This is a genomic window from Paraflavitalea sp. CAU 1676, from assembly GCF_029223285.1.
In the GTDB taxonomy this organism is placed as follows: Bacteria; Bacteroidota; Bacteroidia; order Chitinophagales; family Chitinophagaceae; genus Paraflavitalea.
On sequence record NZ_JARHUJ010000002.1, the window covers coordinates 119,703 to 137,722 of the forward strand.

The 18,020-nt window shown below is 51.1% G+C and carries 12 protein-coding genes; 5 read left to right on the forward strand and 7 right to left on the reverse strand.

The features are described 5' to 3' along the window. Positions 1-4: 4 nt before the first annotated feature. Positions 5-1,639: an ABC transporter substrate-binding protein gene (locus P2H89_RS05260; protein ID WP_275825499.1), complete on the forward strand. Its 1,635-nt coding sequence runs from the start codon at positions 5-7 to the stop codon at positions 1,637-1,639. 8 nt (positions 1,640-1,647) lie between these two features. Here the strand turns inward: P2H89_RS05260 and P2H89_RS05265 are convergent, their stop codons facing one another. Together P2H89_RS05265 and P2H89_RS05270 are read right to left on the reverse strand one after the other, a co-directional pair. Continuing rightward, entirely contained in the window at positions 1,648-2,349 is a 702-nt protein-coding gene (locus P2H89_RS05265) for a LytTR family DNA-binding domain-containing protein (protein WP_275825501.1), read from the reverse strand. Further along, positions 2,330-3,493, reverse strand: a complete 1,164-nt coding sequence (locus P2H89_RS05270) for a sensor histidine kinase (RefSeq protein WP_275825503.1) — start codon at positions 3,491-3,493, stop codon at positions 2,330-2,332. Before P2H89_RS05270 ends, P2H89_RS05265 begins: the two co-directional genes overlap by 20 nt. Positions 3,494-3,724: 231 nt before the next feature. On the opposite strand from P2H89_RS05270, the gene P2H89_RS05275 reads away from it, so the two are divergent. After that, positions 3,725-5,578 (forward strand): TlpA disulfide reductase family protein, encoded by a 1,854-nt coding sequence (locus P2H89_RS05275; RefSeq protein ID WP_275825504.1) that lies wholly within the window; start codon positions 3,725-3,727, stop codon positions 5,576-5,578. Positions 5,579-5,740: 162 nt separating this feature from the next. Here P2H89_RS05275 and msrA read toward each other — a convergent pair whose 3' ends face one another. Beyond that, the gene (gene msrA / locus P2H89_RS05280) at positions 5,741-6,325 is read right to left on the reverse strand and encodes a peptide-methionine (S)-S-oxide reductase MsrA (RefSeq protein ID WP_275825506.1); all 585 of its coding nucleotides are present in this window, start codon (positions 6,323-6,325) and stop codon (positions 5,741-5,743) included. A gap of 298 nt (positions 6,326-6,623) precedes the next feature. Here msrA and P2H89_RS05285 point away from each other — a divergent pair, with 298 nt between their 5' ends. Together P2H89_RS05285 and P2H89_RS05290 are read left to right on the forward strand one after the other, a co-directional pair. Next, positions 6,624-8,747 (forward strand): MutS2/Smr-associated SH3 domain-containing protein, encoded by a 2,124-nt coding sequence (locus P2H89_RS05285; RefSeq protein ID WP_275825508.1) that lies wholly within the window; start codon positions 6,624-6,626, stop codon positions 8,745-8,747. A 198-nt stretch (positions 8,748-8,945) separates the two neighbouring features. Then, positions 8,946-10,424: a CHRD domain-containing protein gene (locus P2H89_RS05290; RefSeq protein WP_275825509.1), complete on the forward strand. Its 1,479-nt coding sequence runs from the start codon at positions 8,946-8,948 to the stop codon at positions 10,422-10,424. Positions 10,425-10,477: 53 nt separating this feature from the next. Here the strand turns inward: P2H89_RS05290 and P2H89_RS05295 are convergent, their stop codons facing one another. The 4 genes from P2H89_RS05295 to P2H89_RS05310 all read right to left on the reverse strand — a co-directional run bounded on the left by P2H89_RS05295 (position 10,478) and on the right by P2H89_RS05310 (position 16,978). Then, positions 10,478-11,095 (reverse strand): response regulator transcription factor, encoded by a 618-nt coding sequence (locus P2H89_RS05295; protein ID WP_275825510.1) that lies wholly within the window; start codon positions 11,093-11,095, stop codon positions 10,478-10,480. Positions 11,096-11,154: 59 nt separating this feature from the next. Beyond that, the gene (locus P2H89_RS05300; RefSeq protein ID WP_275825511.1) at positions 11,155-13,095 is read right to left on the reverse strand and encodes a sensor histidine kinase; all 1,941 of its coding nucleotides are present in this window, start codon (positions 13,093-13,095) and stop codon (positions 11,155-11,157) included. Positions 13,096-13,243: 148 nt separating this feature from the next. Then, positions 13,244-16,375, reverse strand: a complete 3,132-nt coding sequence (locus tag P2H89_RS05305) for an FG-GAP-like repeat-containing protein (protein ID WP_275825513.1) — start codon at positions 16,373-16,375, stop codon at positions 13,244-13,246. 165 nt (positions 16,376-16,540) lie between these two features. Then, positions 16,541-16,978, reverse strand: a complete 438-nt coding sequence (locus P2H89_RS05310; RefSeq protein ID WP_275825515.1) for a CBS domain-containing protein — start codon at positions 16,976-16,978, stop codon at positions 16,541-16,543. A gap of 178 nt (positions 16,979-17,156) precedes the next feature. Between P2H89_RS05310 and P2H89_RS05315 the strand changes: the two genes are divergently transcribed. Continuing rightward, the gene (locus P2H89_RS05315; protein ID WP_275825517.1) at positions 17,157-17,993 is read left to right on the forward strand and encodes a hypothetical protein; all 837 of its coding nucleotides are present in this window, start codon (positions 17,157-17,159) and stop codon (positions 17,991-17,993) included. Positions 17,994-18,020: the final 27 nt, after the last annotated feature.

Here is an 18,020-nt window from a genome sequence, read left to right on the forward strand (position 1 = left end):
GATTATGAAAGTCAACCCACTAATTTTTATCAGCTGTTTTTCCGTCATTGTCCTATTCACCGCCTGCGGCGGCCGTTCTGCCGGATACGGTCAGGTATTCCGGTACAACGAGTTCAGCGGCATCGCCTCCCTCGATCCCGCTTTCGCCAAAAACCAATCGGTGATCTGGGCAGTGCACCAGCTGTATAATACACTGGTGGAGACCGACAATGAGCTGCATATAGTGCCTTCCCTGGCTTATCGGTGGGACGTATCGGCCGACAGGCTCACCTATATCTTTCATTTGCGCAACGACGTTTTCTTTCACGATAATGAATCTTTTACGGACGGTAAAGGCCGTAAAATGACCGCTTACGACGTAGAGTATAGCTTTAAACGAATTGTTAATCCAGCAACCGCCAGCAGTGGCGCCTGGATCTTCAATAATCGCATCGCGGCGCAGGATGGATTCAAGGCGCTCGACGATTCAACCTTCAGGCTCACCTTATCCCGGCCCTTTACGCCCGTATTAGGCTTACTAAGCATGCAATATTGTTCGGTAGTGGCCAAAGAAGCGGTGGAGCATTATGGTCCCGATTTCAGGAGCCATCCTATAGGCACGGGTCCTTTCGCGCTGAAGAGTTGGGAAGAAGGGCAGGCGATGATCATGGTAAAACATCCGCTTTACTTCGAGAAAGACAGTGCCGGCAACCGCCTGCCTTACCTCGAAGCGATCAAGACCAGCTTTTACGACAGTAAAGCAACCGAATTCCTGATGTTTCGCCAGGGGCAGCTGGACTTTACCAACGATATCGAAGCATCGTTCAAAGACGAAGTGCTTACGAAGAAAGGCGAATTGCGGAAGGATTGGGAAGGCAAGATCAGGCTTACCAAACATCCCTACCTCAATACCGAGTACCTCGGCATCCTGGTAGACAGTAATAATGCCTTGGTGAAAAACTCGCCGCTGAAGCTGAAAGCGATACGCCAGGCCGTTAATTATGGTTTCGATCGCCGCAAAATGATGATGTACCTGCGCAACTCGATCGGCACACCAGCCGAAAGCGGGTTCATTCCATCGGGCCTGCCTTCGTTCAACGATTCTATTGTGAAAGGATATTCCTATGATCCTGTGAAGGCCAGGAAATTGCTGGCAGACGCCGGATTTCCCGAAGGCCGCAACCTGCCAGCTGTCAAATTGCTGACCATCGCTATCTATTCCGACCTGGCCAGCTTTATAGCACGGGAACTCGAAGAGGTAGGTATCAGGATCCAGGTAGAGGTGGTGCAGAAGAGTTTGTTGCTGGAGCAAACCGCCAAATCGCAGGCCCTGTTCTTCCGCGGCAGTTGGATGGCCGATTACCCCGAAGCAGAAAATTACCTCAGCGTGTTTTATGGTAAGAATCCTGCACCGCCCAATTATACCCGCTATCACAATGCTGCATTTGATAAACTGTACGAGCAAGCGATCATTACGGAAAACGACACCCTGCGGTACAAACTGTATCAGCAAATGGATCAACTGGTGATCCAGGATGCCCCGGTTGTACCGCTCTGGTACGATGAGGTGATCCACCTGGAGCAAAACTGGGTAAAAGGATTTCCAGCCAATGGCCTCAACCTGCTGGAGCTGCGCAGAACACGCCTTGAAAAGAAGTGATCGGTCGTTTATTGCCCAGGGTCATTGCCCAGCGTCTTGAACAGATCGTCCTTGTAGCTGATGCCTACCGGCAGGTCTACCCCCGGCATTTCAACCTGGTTGGCGCGGATGGCGGTTATATAGCTCACAGAAGCGATGTAGGATCGGTGTACACGGATAAACTGGTTGGCTGGTAATATTTTCTCGAAAGCCTTCATGGTCGAAGCCACGATCAGCACACTATCGGTAAGGTGTACCTTGATGTAATTTTGCATACCCTCCACGAACTTAATGTCTTTAAACACCACTTTCACCAGCTTGTTATCCTGCTTCACGAAAGTGAATTCGGGCGGCGGGGGCGCAGCAACGAACAAGTTCTCCTTATAACGAGCCCAGGCCTTTTCGATGGCTTGCAGTAACCTCGGCATGGCTATGGGCTTCAGTAAATAGTCAACGACATTCAATTCGTACCCTTCCATGGCATACTTGTCGTAGGCCGTAGTAAAGATCACCAGCGGAGGATTTTTCAGCGACCGCAGAAAATCGGTGCCCGAAATAACAGGCATTTTGATGTCGAGAAAAAGCAGGTCGATCTTGCCGGTCTGCAGCATTTCATAGGCTTCCATGGCGTTGCGGCAGGCGCAAACAACCTTGCAGCCGGCAATGCCGGAAATAAAAGTGGTAAGGAGTTTCCTTGCCTGGGGTTCATCATCAACGATCAAACAGTTCATGGGCTGAGGGGTAGATTTTTAGCGTTACGATAAACGAGTTGCCGGAATCTTCAATAGTTAGCAGGTGCCTGTTGGGAAAATAGTGTTGCAGTCGCTTCCGCACATTCTGCAACCCGATGCCTCCCCGGGGTGGCAAACAATCTTTATCATAGGTATTGGAAGACGAAAAGTGGAGTACATCGTATAGGGTCGAAAGATGTATTTGAATGTCTGCTTCCGGCATGGAGCCACTAAACTTAAAGGCATTCTCTACCAGGGGCATCAGCAACAAAGCCGGCAAAGGATAACTCACCAATGGAACCTGTATGTCGGCATCGATCTTCGAAGGCGCATCATACCGGATACTTTCTACGGCAATATAATTCTGCAGTAAGGCAGCTTCCTGCTGACCCGTTACAAATTCGCCACGGCATTCGTACAGCGAAAACCGCAACAGGCTGGCCAGCCTGGTCAATAGCTCTACGGACCTTTCTTTCTCATCATGTACAATATAGGATTGCAGATTGTTCAGCGAGTTGAACAGCAGGTGAGGATTTAACTGCGCTTTTAGAAAATTAAGCTCCAATTGCACATGCTCTTTTTCCAGCCGGGCATGTAGTGCTTGTCGCTGCCAGGCGTAACGGATAAACTTGAGGGTGAGTGGTATATAGATGATCGTGATCAAACCGGTGATGCTGCTGAAGAAATCGGCCAGCAAACCTACTGGTTGTAGCTGGTGTTGGTAAAAGCTTTGCCAGAAGTCCTGGCCGGCAAACCACCCTCCTTCTGCCTTATAGTTTTCGATCAGTAGGCTGATGTGATAGGTACGCAACAAAATGCCGATGAGGTAATAAACGGCGAAAGCGGCCAACGCTGTCCACCATTTCCGTTGCTGCAATAATGGAAGGATACCATATACCAGCGGGTAAAACAGGAAAAGGGCCAGGGCTATCCCGGTTAGCGTGGTACTGTAGTACTGAGCTATATCGACCTTAACAACAAGACTTTCCCTTAACCAAAAGAAAAGCAGGAAAGTCCAGAAACCGGTATGCAACGGCAGGCGATAACGCCAATCCGTGAAAGATCGCTGCCAGGCATGCATAAGTTGCCACTTTACGTTGGTGATGGGTTGCCGGGTAGCCGTCATTACAGATCCTGCATTCATAATAATTGCTTCTGCCAATAAATGTGCATGATTTTGATCGATTACCAATCAATGGTTGACGAATGCGATACAGTCATGGATCAATATGGCCATACGGTAGACGAATTGTTGATTCGAAGCCGCAGCCTGCACCGGTCCTGCGCAGGCTTGTATTGGTCAACTGTTGTCATCAACCAGTCAAACATATTTTCATGGGTAAGGCTTCCTGCTTTTTTTTGAGAAAACGCTGGTATGAAAGTCTTATTCGGGATATTGAAAACGCAGACGCTTCAAAAGGTAAGCATAATATCGTTATGGTTCATTGGTTACGCAATGATTGTGCAGGCAAACGAAAAGGCCGGACAGGTTGTTCCGGAAAGACCGGCCTGGGGGGATACCCTGCAGGTCTGTTACTACGTGCGGAATGCTGCGGCGGTGATTAACGGAAAGGAACCTGTTTACGCGAAGGCGGTCATTTGGTTGCAGGACGGGAGTTATCGGTGGCAGGTGTTACTGCTGGCGGGTACCGATACGTTGTGCCAAAGGATGGTGGTGCCGCCGGGCACCGCTTCGATCTCCATCCGTTTCTATACGCTCAATAAGGATGATGAAGCCGCAGCCTGTAAATTGTTGGTGTACGATAAGCAAAGTGGACAACCCGTAGCCGGTGCCTATTGGGAAGAGTTCTTTTCCGGCGACCTTCGAAAACTCTTTGGGCTGGAAATAACCCGTTATCCACGGCACTACCTCACGTATGCGAAATACTTTAATGTGGTTTCTTTACGCACTGGCGTGGAAGAGGCAAAAGCGATCATCGATTCATTGCTGCCCGCCCTCGAAACTGCCCGCCGTACCACACGCCAACCGGATGCAGCGTTGCTGACAGCCTGTTGCGTAGGCTATGCCAAGAGCGGCCAACTGGCCGCTGCAAAAACATGCCTCCGGGAATTGCTCGAATCCTTTCCGCAGGAGGCTGCCACCGAGTTGGCATTCAGCTTATACAATTACGAATATTATAAGTCGGGCGGTCAACAAATAGAAGAAGATATCCGGCAAACACTGGGTGTTATTTGCCAGCGTTACCCCGATGCGGCACTGGCCGCCAGTAGCAATGTGATCCACTACGTAAGTACGCTGCAATCCTTAACGGTAGCAGATTTTGAACGGGTGTTGATACCCCAGTATGCAAAAGGAATGATGCCTTACTATGGGTTGGACAAACTACCCGGCATTTACCTGGAAAGAGGGGAGAAGCTCGACAGTGCCAGGAGCATGCTGCAACGGGCGATCGGTTATTGGCAAACGGGTAGCATCCAGCATCAGTACCGCCTGTCGGCCAGCCACTATTACATGTATGTGCCTTATTTGATGCAATTGCTGGCAAAAGTGCAACTGCTCACAGGTGAGTACACCCAGGCAATCGGCCAGTCATCTGCGGCCATCAGCTTGCTGGCCGGTAGTAACTATGAGGGCAATTTTCTGCCCGACCTGTTGAGTATCCGTGCAAGAGCATATCGTAAGCTGGGCAACCTGAACATGGCGATGGAGGACTATAAGAAACTTATGCGCCTGGGTCGTGAAGAGGTGGTTGATTCTATCCGGACTATTTATCCTGACTGTACTGTAAACGAAAAAGAGGTGGATGCCTTCCTGGCATCATTGCGTACGACGGATGTCAAAGCGGCGACCGGAAAGAAAAAGCCGGCGCCCGATTTCACCGGCTATGATCTGCAAGGAAATAAAGTTACCCTGGCTACGCTCAGGGGCAAGGTGGTACTCATCAATTTCTGGAGCATCGGTTGCGGTCCCTGCATCGGTGAAATGCCGGCGCTGAACAAGCTGGTCGAAAAATACCGCGGCAACAGCGAAGTGGTATTCCTGGCGGTTACGGGCGATGAAAAAGATAAGCTGCAACAGTTCTTTCGTAAGCGCCGCTTTCTGTACCAGGTGGTGCAGGGAGCAGGGCGAATGCAGCATGATTACGAGGTGGAAAGCTTGCCGGTTCACATTGTCATTGGTAAAGAGGGACAGGTGGTCGACCGTTCTACCGGAGCGCGGGAGGACATTACAAAGTATCTTGATGGCATCATTCAAAAGCAGCTATAGTCATTGCATGCAAAAAGCCCTGTAGCGACGGGAATTAAAAAAGATCCTGGCATGCATGGGTGGTCAGCAAATGCATTGATAACGGGGCGCATGGACGAGCCTCAACGGCATAAAAAAAGCGCGCCCCGCAAAGGGCGCGCTCCATCGAATAGGAGAAATTTACTAATGCGTCTTTTTCATCTTACTCTTGAACACTTTCTCGAACTTTTCCAGCTTAGGGCGGATCACATAGTAACAATAAGGCGCTGAACCATTATTGTTGTAGTAATCCTGGTGGTAGTTCTCGGCCGGGTAAAATTCCGATGCTGCGGTGATCTCCGTTACCAGCGGTTTATCCCAGGCGCCGCTTTTATCCAGGTCGGCCTTGTATTTTTCGGCCTTGGCCTTTTGCTCGGCATTGTGGTAAAAGATCGCGCTGCGATATTGCGTACCTACATCATTACCCTGCCTGTTGAGGGTTGTAGGGTCATGCGTTTGCCAGAAAACTTCCAGCAGTTCATCGAAGGTGAGCTTTGTTGGGTCGTACACGACTTCCACACACTCGGCATGGCCGGTGGTGCCCTCGCATACTTCTTTATAGGTTGGATTTTTTACTTGTCCGCCGCTGTAGCCGGAGGTTACCTTGAGTACCCCATCCAGCTGCTGAAAAATGGCTTCCGTACACCAGAAACAACCGGTTCCAAAGGTGGCGGTATCCGTACGGAAGGTGTTTTCCTCCGGGGAGGAAGCTGTTAAACTACTCGTCATATATTTTTGTGGATTTTCTCTTACTGCACAGGATAAAAACGTCACTACCGAAAACAAGGTCGTTGTAAACATCAATTTCATGCTGCTTCGTTTAGTCAGGTCGGCCATTTGCTTTCAATTTTTTTACTACCTAATAAACGCAGTTCGGCGCTGTAGGGTTTGCAGGCTGGCCAACAGAGCGCTGCTTTTATCATTCAGTTAACAGTTGTGGAGGATTTAAACCCCGAATTGCAACGCGGAAACGAATTTCGTACCTTTGCACCTCATAAAAATAAGAGGATATCTGCGATAATCGATTATGAAATTTTTTCCTGAGTCGGCCTTGGTGCAACTGGAGTTCGAAAAAGTGAAAGCTTTGTTAGAGGAGCACTGTAAAACACTGTATGCCAAAGAAAAGGCCAAAGAGCTGCGGATCCATACCCGGAAGGAGTACATCGACCTGGAACTGCAACAAACCCACGAATACAAAATGCTGGTGCAGTATGCCCAGTATTTTCCCAATGACCATACCCTCAATATTTCCAAAGAGCTGAAACTCATCGGAATTCCGGGGGCTGTATTGTCGGAAGACCAGTTCATGCTGGTGCGTAAACTGGCCGAAAGCCTGCAAAGCATATTTCGCTGGTTCGACTCCGACCGGCGTACCGCCTATCCGGCCCTGTCGAAGGTGATCGCCGATACGTATTACGAAAAAGTGATCCTCGAACTGATCGATGATGTGATCGATGAAAGCGGGCATGTGAAGGACAACGCCTCCGAAGACCTGGCGCGCATCCGCCTCAACCTCTACAAGCGCCGCACCGAACTGCGCCGCCTGTTCGACCGCATTGTACAAAAGCTGGTCAAAGCCGGCCATGCCGCCGATATCGAAGAAGCCTTCCTCAATGGCCGCCGCGTGGTAGCCGTATATGCTGAGCAGAAACGCCAGGTGAAGGGTATCCTCCATGGCGAGAGCGATACCCGTAAAACGGCCTTCATCGAGCCCGAAGAGACGATCGAACTCAACAACGAGATATTCTCCCTCGAAAATGAAGAGAACCGGGAAGTGTACCGCATCCTGCGCGAGCTGACGGCCAAACTATCCGTGTATGCGCCGCTTCTGAAAACCTACTACGATATACTGGGAGAGTACGACTTCATCCGCGCCAAATCGAAATTGGCGGTTGATGTGAACGGTAACCTGCCGGTACTCAGCGATAAAGCCCATGTACACCTCGTACAGGCATACCACCCGCTGCTGTACCTGTACAACAAGCGGTCGCAAAAACCAACCATGCCGGTACAGGTTACGCTCGATGAAAAGAACCGCATACTGGTGATCTCTGGCCCCAATGCCGGTGGTAAAACGGTAACGCTGAAAACAGTAGGCCTCCTGCAGTTGATGATCCAAAGCGGCCTGCTGGTGCCCGTGCATCCCACCTCGCAGTTTGGCATCTTCAAGCAGATCATGATCCACATCGGCGATACCCAAAGCCTCGAGTTCGAGCTCAGTACCTACAGCTCGCACCTCAAGAACATGAAACATTTCATGGAAGTGGCCAACGGAAAAACCCTGTTCTTCATCGATGAGCTCGGTAGCGGTAGTGATCCCAATCTCGGTGGTGCTTTTGCGGAAGTGATCCTGGAAGAAATGGTGCGCAAGCATTCCATGGGAATTGTAACCACGCACTACCTCAACCTGAAGGTGATGGCCAACAAAACGCCCGGCATTATCAACGGCGCCATGGCCTTCGATGAGAAGAACCTGCTGCCGATGTACAAACTCATCATCGGTAAGCCCGGTAGCTCTTATACCTTTTCCATCGCCGAACGCATCGGTTTGCCTCCGTCGCTCATCACCCGCGCCCGGCAGTTGGTAGACGAAGAACATTTTCGGTTGGATAAACTGCTCAACCGGACCGAGCAGGACCTGCGCGAAATTGAAAAGAAAGACAAAGACCTGAGTAAGCAGTTGAAGGATAATGAGCGCATCAAGAAAGATATGGAAACGCTCATCGACAAAGAGCGTCATTACCAGCAGGTAGAGTTGCTGAAACACCAGAACAAGGTAACGGAAGAACGGATCGCTTACCTCAAGGATATGGAACGCAAGCTCAAGCAGATCGTGCTCGACTGGCGTAAGTCCAATATCGAGGAAGATAAGAAAGAGCTGATGCGCCAGTTGCATGCCTTGCTGTTCGGACAAAATCAAAAACAAACGACCGAGAAGGTCAAAAAGAAGATCGGTTCCAAATACAAGGAAGTAGGTGGTGAGATTGTGGTCGGCAACAAAGTGTTGATGAAGAAGAACCACCAGGTTGGTGAAGTGAAGGAGATCCGTGGCCGCAAAGCCGTGGTACAGTTAGGCCTCATGCCCATCACCGTTGATCTGGCCGATCTAACCGTGGTAACCGAAAAAGCACCTGAGCAGTCGCAGCAATAGGTTATAAAAGCGCCCCATTGCCGGCGCGAGGCATTACCTGACCATTTATTACCATTAATAGAGCATTTCAAAAAGCGCCAACCCCTGGCGCTTTTTTTGCGTAAGATAATTTATCTCCCGTCTTCGTATCCTCCCCCATAAGCCCATTACGATTCAATACTTGTGAGGAACTGTAAATCATCATCCAAAATTTACAGTATGAAACACTATTACATGAAAACCAGGCATTCATTGCTTGCTGCTATCTTCTTTCTATGTTCTCTCTCAGCTGTTCAGGCCGGCAATATTCCCTTCCTCGCTACTTATTCCGGTAACCAGGAAAACCCCGCCAATCCATCGCCCGCCATCGCCACTATTGCCGGCATCTATGATGATGATGCCAATATGCTGTATTACATCATCCTGTTTGGCGGCCTTACATCCGGCACAACGGCAGCTCACTTTCATGCTCCCGGTGCTCCAGGTACCAATGCCCCCGTGCTCATCGCACATGCAGGTTTTCCACTGGGGCAAACAGCTGGTACCTATACCGCTATGGATCATCTCACGCCCGGGCAGGAAGCCCTGCTCAAAGCGGGCCTCTGGTACTCCAACATTCATACTTCCACCTTTCCCGGCGGAGAGATCAGGGCGCAGATCGTACTCGGATTCCCCGCCAACCTGCATTTCTTCAGAAGCAGTTACAGCGGAGGTCAGGAAGTACCTCCCAATAACTCTAAGGGCACGGGAACAATCCTCGGCGTATATGATGATATTGCCAATCGTATTTACTACGGCATCGTATTCGGAGGCCTCGGCTCCAATACCACCGCCGCCCATTTCCATGCACCGGGCACGCCAGGCGTTAACGCCCCCGTATCTATTGCGCATGCCGGTTTCCCATTAGGGGTCACCTCCGGCTGGTATGTGAATACACATGTACTCACCGACGTTCAGGAAACCCAGCTACTTGATGGTCTCTGGTATTCCAATATCCATACCACCGGATTCCCGGGCGGGGAAATAAGGGCGCAATTGCTGGCCAAAAGGCAGCCGCCATCAGGAGATAATTGCGTCACCATCTCAGACCTTACCGCAAGTCCGTGCTTGCTGTGGCCGCCCAATCATAAAATGAAAGAAGTGAAGGTAGATTACCTGGCAGGCAGGGATTGTCCCAGCTTTAAAGGCTGTGAACTGTCTGTTACCAGCAATGAGCCGGTGAATGGAACAGGAGATGGCAATACATCGCCCGACTGGAAGGTGATCGACGATCATCACGTGTTGTTGCGGGCCGAACGCGCAGGTAACGGCAATGGGCGTGTTTACACGATCACTCTAACCTGCAAAGATGATCAGGGGCGCAAGACCGTAAAGACCACCGAAGTAAGAGTGCCCCACGATCGCAGACGGGGTGATGCCGGTGATTGTCCGCAGGATCGCCGTGAAACCGGATTAGCGGGCACCATTGCGCCCAATCCGGGCAGGGGGCAATTCACGCTGAACATTCAAACCGATAACAATGCAGACAGGATCGATGTGAGGATCAGCAACATGCAGGGCAGGGTAGTGGCTACCCTCAATAACCTGCGCGGTAGCCAGGTAGTACGCATCGGCGATGGATTGGAAGCCGGCGTTTACTTTGTGAAGATCACGCAGGGCGACGAAACGATACAATTGAAACTGGTGAAAGTGAATTGATAGAAGGTTGATTGATAAGAAGGCGGCATTTCGGTGCCGCCTTTTTTTATGGTCTATTGAATGATCTGTAATTGAATGGCCGTTTTAACCAGCGATACGATGTTCTTGGCGTCGAACTTGGTCAGCAGATTCCGGCGATGTGTTTCCACAGTGGTAACGCTGATGAATAGTTTTTGCGCGATCTCATTGTTCGTCATGCCATCGGCGATCAACTCCAGCACTTCCTTCTCCCGGCGTGTAAGCACGATCTTCAACGAATCATCTTTGCGCATCGTTTGCGCCGCTTCCTTGCTGAAATAGGTTTTACGGTTAGATACAGTCTGGATCGCTTCTACCAGTTCTTCGCGGGTGGCATTCTTTAGTAAGTAACCAGAGGCGCCGCTGGCGATCATTTTTTCAATAAGGCTATATTGGTTGAAGGTACTGAGGCCGATCACGAAAATGGCCGGATACTTTTCCTTTACCAGGCGGCAAAGTTCAATGCCGCTCACATCGGGCAGGTTGATATCCATCAGGATCACATCCGGTTGTTGCTTTTGCAGAAAGGCCATGCACGAAGCGGCATTGGTGGCATGGCCCAGCCATTCCATACCTTTTTCATCTTTCAGCAAGGAGTGGATGCCTTCAATAACCATATAGTGATCGTCGACGATAAATAGTTGTGTAGGCATGGCTACTAATTTAAACAATTAAGGAAGGGTACACGTTGGATCATCTGTAAGGCGGCGGCCTAAACCTCTACTTCCACCAAAACAGAGGAACCTTTGCCCGGCGCCGAATTCACATCCAGGCGGCCTTTCAGAAACTCTACCCGGTTGCGGATATTGTGCCAGCCGATACCGCCCGTATGCTGCAACACCGATTCGTTGAACCCCTTGCCGTCGTCTTCAACAGTAAGCGACAATAAGCCATTGGAGCGCGTAACCTGAACGATTACCTGTGTGGCGCCGGCATGTTTGATGGCATTGTTCAGCAACTCCTGGGCAATACGATATAAAGTTATAGACTTGGTTTGATCGATGGAGCTGCCTTCCATGCCGATCGATTGATAGTTGACGGGCAGGGCGCCGCTCTTGTTGATCTCGATGCAATAATCTTTGAGCGCGGTATCGAGCCCGTATTTTACCAGCACTTCGGGCATCATGTTGTGGGCCACGCGGCGCATTTCACGGATCGAACTGTCGAGCATGTCCATACTGCGCTCAAAAGCCTGCTGGTTATCGGGCGTCATCACGAGGTTGCCTTTCATATTGGAGAAAGAATGCTTGATGCCGCTGAGCATGCCGCCCAATCCGTCGTGCAGGTCTTTGGCCAGCCGGGTGCGCTCCTGTTCTTCGCCCTTCAAAACCGCTTCGGTGGCCGTTAGTTGTTTTTCGGTTTCCAGCTCATTGATGCGTTGCTGCTGCAGTTTTTGCTTGTTGCGGTAGTTGCGGTAAGTAAGTAGTGTGATCACCAATAGGGCAGCAGCGCCGCCGATCAATATATAATTGAGGTTATGTTGTTGCCGTATGGTCGTTTGCTGTTGCAACAATTCATGGTCTTTTTTCTCCGTTTCGTATTTCTTCTCGAGGTCGAGCGCAAAGGTTTTTCTTTCTGCCGCTTCGATGGAATCTTTGATGTCTACATATTTCCAGATGTATTCATTGGCTTCTTTGTGCCTGCCTGTTTCTTCAAAGATCTTGGTCAACAGTCCGTACCCTTCTTCCATAAAAAGCTGAATACTGTCTTTCTCCGCCAGCGCTATCGCTTCGCGTGTCACCGCTTCTGCTGCCGGGTACTTCTTTTGCTCGTAATAGATATGTCCTATCTGTAACTTGGGCTCTACCATGCTCCAGGGCACACCTCTTTGTTTGGCATGCTCGTAGGCTTTGTTATAATAGAAAATGGCGCTATCCGGCAACTTCAGCTGCTGGTAGGTAATGCCCGAGAGCAAATAGATCAGGCTTGTAGTAGAGAAATCATAGTTAGGCGCAAAGTAAGGGCGGGCCGAGTCGAGGTACAGTTTGGCTTTATTAAACTCCTTTACTTCCACGAAGTAGTGCACATTGTATAGGTAGCCAACATACAGGCTTTTCTTTTTGTTGCTCTTCTTCGCGGCTTCCAGCGCCTTACTGCTGTACTCGCGTTGCTTTTCCGGCAGTTTGAGTTGTTGATAGAGTCCGGCCAGGTTGCAATAGGTGTTCGTCAGTTCCGTGCCGCTAGCTTCCAGCAGCGGCAACGCCCGCAGAAACCAATAGGCAGCACTATCGTATTGGTCGGCATTCCTGTAATAAGATCCCAGGTCTCCATACACATTGCCCAGTTCTTTTTTGCCGGCCGGTGTGGTGGCCTTCTCAAGGTATCCAATTGCACGAAAGAGGTTGCTGCGCTCCTTCGGCTTGTCGTAGGCCAGGTGATAAGGAGTGGCCTCATACCGTAAGGCCATACCTGCATAACGAGGCAGGTTCTTCGCCTCGCTGAATTTCACGGCATCGGCATACAGCTCGTGACTCTTTGCCGCATCCACTGTTTCCATATACATCGCATAGAATACCATGTTAAGGGCGCGGGCAGTATCGGGCAGGGTGGAGTCGAGCACACGTTTAATACTGTCGGCCAGGTGCTGTTGCGCGTGCAGGGGCAAAAGGGCCTGGCACAACAGGAAGCCCGCGAATAAAAACAGTTTTCTCATATATAGGTACAAGGTAGGCAGCAGGCGGTTGACCGACAATACTGCTTTTCCATGATTTTTGAGTTTGATTAAGATACGGTCTTCGGATATTGGTCGCCAGTCAATAAGTGGCAGCCGATGAAGCAAAGCCGCTTGCAACCCTGCCGCTTTATTTCGCCTTCATGATCTTGAAGGCCTTTTCCGATTGCCCGTTCCGCACGATCACCGAATAAATGCCGGGGCGCAAAGCCGCCAGCGATACCTGGTTGGTGCCGGGCCTCAATACCTGTTCGCCGCTCCTCAAACGACCCTGAGCGTCTACCACGCGTACGGTTACCTTACCGGCCAGGCTCGTTTGCTGCGATACGCGCAACGTGAGCTGATCCTGCACCGGATTGGGGAACCACGTGATCGTGTATCCTTGCCATTCAATATCATTCACCGCCGTGTACACAAAGTTGAGTTCGTCCGAGCTGATGGGGCAGGGGTTGGTTTGATTGACCACTACCCGGTACAGCCCGCTTTGAGTAGCCGTGTATTGGTACGTGGTAGCGCCCGGTATTTGCGCATTGTTCAGGAACCATTTGTAACCCGTGTAGCCCGGGTTTGTGCTGAGCACGCTGGCATTGGCGGTAATAACAGGTTTCGCCGGTAATGGGTCGAGCTGCAGGATAGCATTGGCGCTAAAGCCGGAGGTGCATCCGTTCTGCGTGGCCTTCACTGAGTACGTACCGGCCACCTTGGCCCGGAATATGGTGTTGGTGGCGTTGGCAACTGGCTGCTGATCTTTGTACCATTGATTGCCGCTGACGGCAGATGACTCCAGTTTCAAACTATCACCCTGACAGATATTGTTAATGCCGGTAACATTGAGCGTAGGGGTGGCAGGTATCGGGTTCACGGTTACGGCAAACGCGCTGCTCACCGGCGAGCTACAGCCGCTCAAAACAACCTGTACGGTATAAGAGCCGCTATTGTCCACAAAGGCCGATTGGGCGCCAAAACCTAGTGGCGCATTGTCCTTGAACCAAACATTGCCCGAGGCGGCCGAAGATTGCAGTTGAACCTGCGTGCCTGCGCATACCGTGGCTGGCCCCATGGCCGTGATCGTTGGCGTGGCAGGCAAAGGGTTGGCAGTAACCCGGATCGTATCGGAATAGTTGTAACAGCCGCTGGTAGTATTGGCTACACGAACATAGTACCGGCCACTCGCATTGGCTGTATACGAAATGCCATTGGCACTGCTGATGGCAATTTCATCTTTGAACCATTGGTTGTTGAGGTCGAGGCTGCTGGTCAATTGCACACTGCCGCCGGCGCAGAAACCAGTGGGCCCGTTCGTCGCCAGTACAGGCTTGGCCGGCGCAGGCTTTACGGTCACCACAATGGGTTGCGAAGGTTCGGTGAGGCAATCGGTACCCATGCGCGCAGTATAAGAGCCGGAAGTTTTTACCCATAGGAAATTATCCGTAGCGCCGGCGATCGGTTGCCCGTCGCGGTACCATCGGTAAGCGCCGGAGAACTCACCTTGCAATTTTACCGAATCGGTGCTGCAGAAAGTGGTGCCTCCCTGGGCAGTAATGTTGACCAATGTATTAAATAGCGGGCAGGAAACGATCATGTATTCGCCGCAGGCCCACTCCGGCCCCGGTGAATTGGCCGGTCGCACAGACCAGTAATAGATCTGTCCGTAGGCGGGTGGCGTCCATTCATACGCAGTATCGGTAGTCGTAATATCAAGGACAGTAGTGTTGCCTTGTCTTATCTTCAGCTGATAGCCAGTCGAGTATGTATCCTTTCTCCATACAAACCTGGTGGGTTCAAAATGCGGTATGTTGGTACCCTGTGCCGGAGCGATCATCGTTGCACAGGAAGGATTGCCGCGGTTCACCCCATTTTGGTTGAACAGGTAAGAGATTGTATTGCTTTGCGAATTGGCGGTAATGATATCCGGCAGGCTGTCGCGGTTGAGGTCGGCGACCACCACCCGGCCCGTGCCTTCGCCGGCTGGGTAGGTAATGAACGGATCGAAGGAGATAGTACCTGCGGTAGATTTGTTACGCAGCACGGCAGCGGTTGATTGCATGAACCAGTTGGCAGTGATGATCTCCGGTTTGCCGTCGGCATTCAGGTCGGCCACGGCCATGCCACGCGGACTATTATCTGTGGGGAGGTCGATACGCTGTGCAAAGGAAACACTCCCGGCGCTGGTATTTCTGAATACAGAAACCACATTGGGGCCGGAGTTGGTGGCCAGCAGGTCTTTCTTACCATCGCCATCGATATCGGTGAGTTCCACATCCCAGAGGAAGGTGCCTGCTACCAGGGTCTGCGGCGCGTCGAAAGTAAGGGTGCCCGGGGTCGACTGGTTCCTGAACAGGCCGATGCCACCTGCGGCACTGTAGCCCGCCACCACGATCTCGGCTTTACCATCGCCGTCAATATCGCCAATGGCCACGCCTTCCGGTGCAGCAACAGTAGCCAGGTCGGTCCTGGTGGTAAAGGACAGGTCGCCGGCGGTGGAGGTATTGCGGAAGATCGAGATCGTATTGGCGTCTTGGTTGGTCACTACTACATCGGGTTTGCCGTCGTTGTCGAGGTCGCCAACGGCAAAGTCCCGGGTACCACTGCCGGCTGCCAGCGTCCACTGAGGCCATTGCAGTGACACGAAACCCGGGAAGCTTTTATTCTTGAAAACATTCACGGCATTCAGGTAACTCAATACCACCAGTTCGGGCAACCCATCGCCGTTGAGGTCGGCGGCCTTCACCGTGAGCGGGTTGGTAGTGGCGCCCCAAACCATGTTCTCATGCGAAAAGCCAAAGCCATTGCGGGTACTGCGGAGTATCCTTACTTCATCGAAATAGAAACGCGTATGCATCAGGTCGGTATAGCCATCGCCATCCATATCGGCTTCGGCGACATCGCCGCCGCCATAATCATTGACGGCTGGTTTAAAGCTGCCGGCAGTAAAGGTCTGGCTGATGGGCAGGAAAGTAGGCGCAAAAGAAAGGGTACTTTGAGCAGTCAGCCCGTTCACACTCACCGAAATAGGCTTATAGGTAGCACCCGGGGGCACGGCAACGGTTAAAGAAGTCGTTGAGGCCGTCAGTACGGTGGCTTTCAGGGTACCGAAATGAACGATGTTGTCGGCAGGTGTTGTGCTGAAATGATGGCCGGTTATGGTAACCTCGGTACCCGCCTGGCCGGAAGCAGGTGTAAAGGAGGTAATGACGGGAGCCTGACCGAATAAAAGGACGGCATTGCAGAGCAGTGCCAGCAACAGGAGGAGGGGTCTCATGTGATGATCAGCGTGTTTTGGTGAAGGGGGTATTGGTCGACTAAAATATAGAAAAGAGTTTGAATTCCCCTCACCCCCAACGCGCTGGCTCGGTTACCTGCATAAAAAAAGCCCTGCCAGCCGGCAGGACTTATTGCTCCAGGGGGTAATTGGAGCAAGAATGATTTATCGTGCAGAATGCAGGTAATCTTTCAGTTGCGTGATCGTTTCCTCGTGCGAAAGGATGGTTTCCTTAACCACGTCGTTGATCGAAATGATGCCGATCACCTGTTCGCCATCAAAAACTGGCAGGTAGCGGATGTTCTTGTCGCTCATCAGCTGCATACAGTAATCGATAGAGTCGGCCGACGTAACACGCGGAAAATCATTCGACATGATCTCCGAAATCGGGGTATCGGTAGAGTTCTTTCCTTTCAGAACGATCTTGCGGGAATAGTCGCGCTCGGTCATGATGCCCAGGTAGCGCCCGTCTTCCATGACCATTACCGATCCGATGTTTTGATCGGCCATGATTTTCAACGCCTCCAGTACGGAAATGTTAGGTTGTACGGTAGTGATGCTACTGCCTTTTCTGAGTAAGATGTCTGCTACTTTTTTGTTCATACAGCTTATTGTTTTGGTGAAGCAATCGGTGACTTCTAATATACGACTATTTGATGATACCGGCTGCGAAAAATCACTGTTTTCGGGGATGCCCATATCCCCAAATCTGTGCAATCTTTCGGGCTACACAACCAGCCGCCCGGACAGGGCGTAATACTTTCCATAAATCAACATAGCCATGACCATCAAACCGCTCATCTTTCTATTGATCCCCTGCGCGATCGCCTGCCGCAAAAACGACTGCCCGCCCGAAACTTCCCCCACACCGCCGCCTGCCAGCGATATCCCGGCCGTAAAGCTCCGGGCCATGAACATCAGCAGCCTGCCTTCGCCTTACTATCAGTTCAGTTACAACGATTCCGGCTATATCACGCAGCTCAACCATGCCTCCGGACTTGCCTTTTACGATATTACCTATGCGAACAGGAAGATCCATAAAATATTCGCCAATAAAGACGTTCAGGCCGATATCAACAAAGATGTGCTGGAATACGAATACAGCCAGGGGCTGCCCGTTACCATCAGGGTCCTCGATAAGCAAAACAAACTGTACCGCATATGCCGGTTGCAATATGGCAGCGAAAACCGGCTGCAAAAACTAACCTGGGAAGTTGACCCCGGTACAGGCATGGCGACCGAGCAAACGCTCACCCCGAGCTATTATGAAGATGGTAATTTGAAAGAGATCGTTTATCGCCAATTCGCCGTGCCGCCCTCTGTCGAATATGAATATGTCGAGCATTTTGAGGAGTACGATAACAAAGAGAACCCCGATGGCTTTGCGTTGTTGCATACAACCTTGCATCATCCCGTACTACTGCCTGCCATCCGGTTGCAGCGTAATAATGCCGCACGAGTATATCGCACGAGTACCAACTCCCTCACCTTCGATGCTCGTTATTCCTTTACCTATGATGCACAAAACAGACCACTGTCGCGGATAGGCCCTGTTAGCTGGAGGGCAGCAGACGGCACTACGGGTCAATACCAATCTACCACCACTTTTACGTATTGAGCGGTCGTTCACTATCAACAGTTAAAA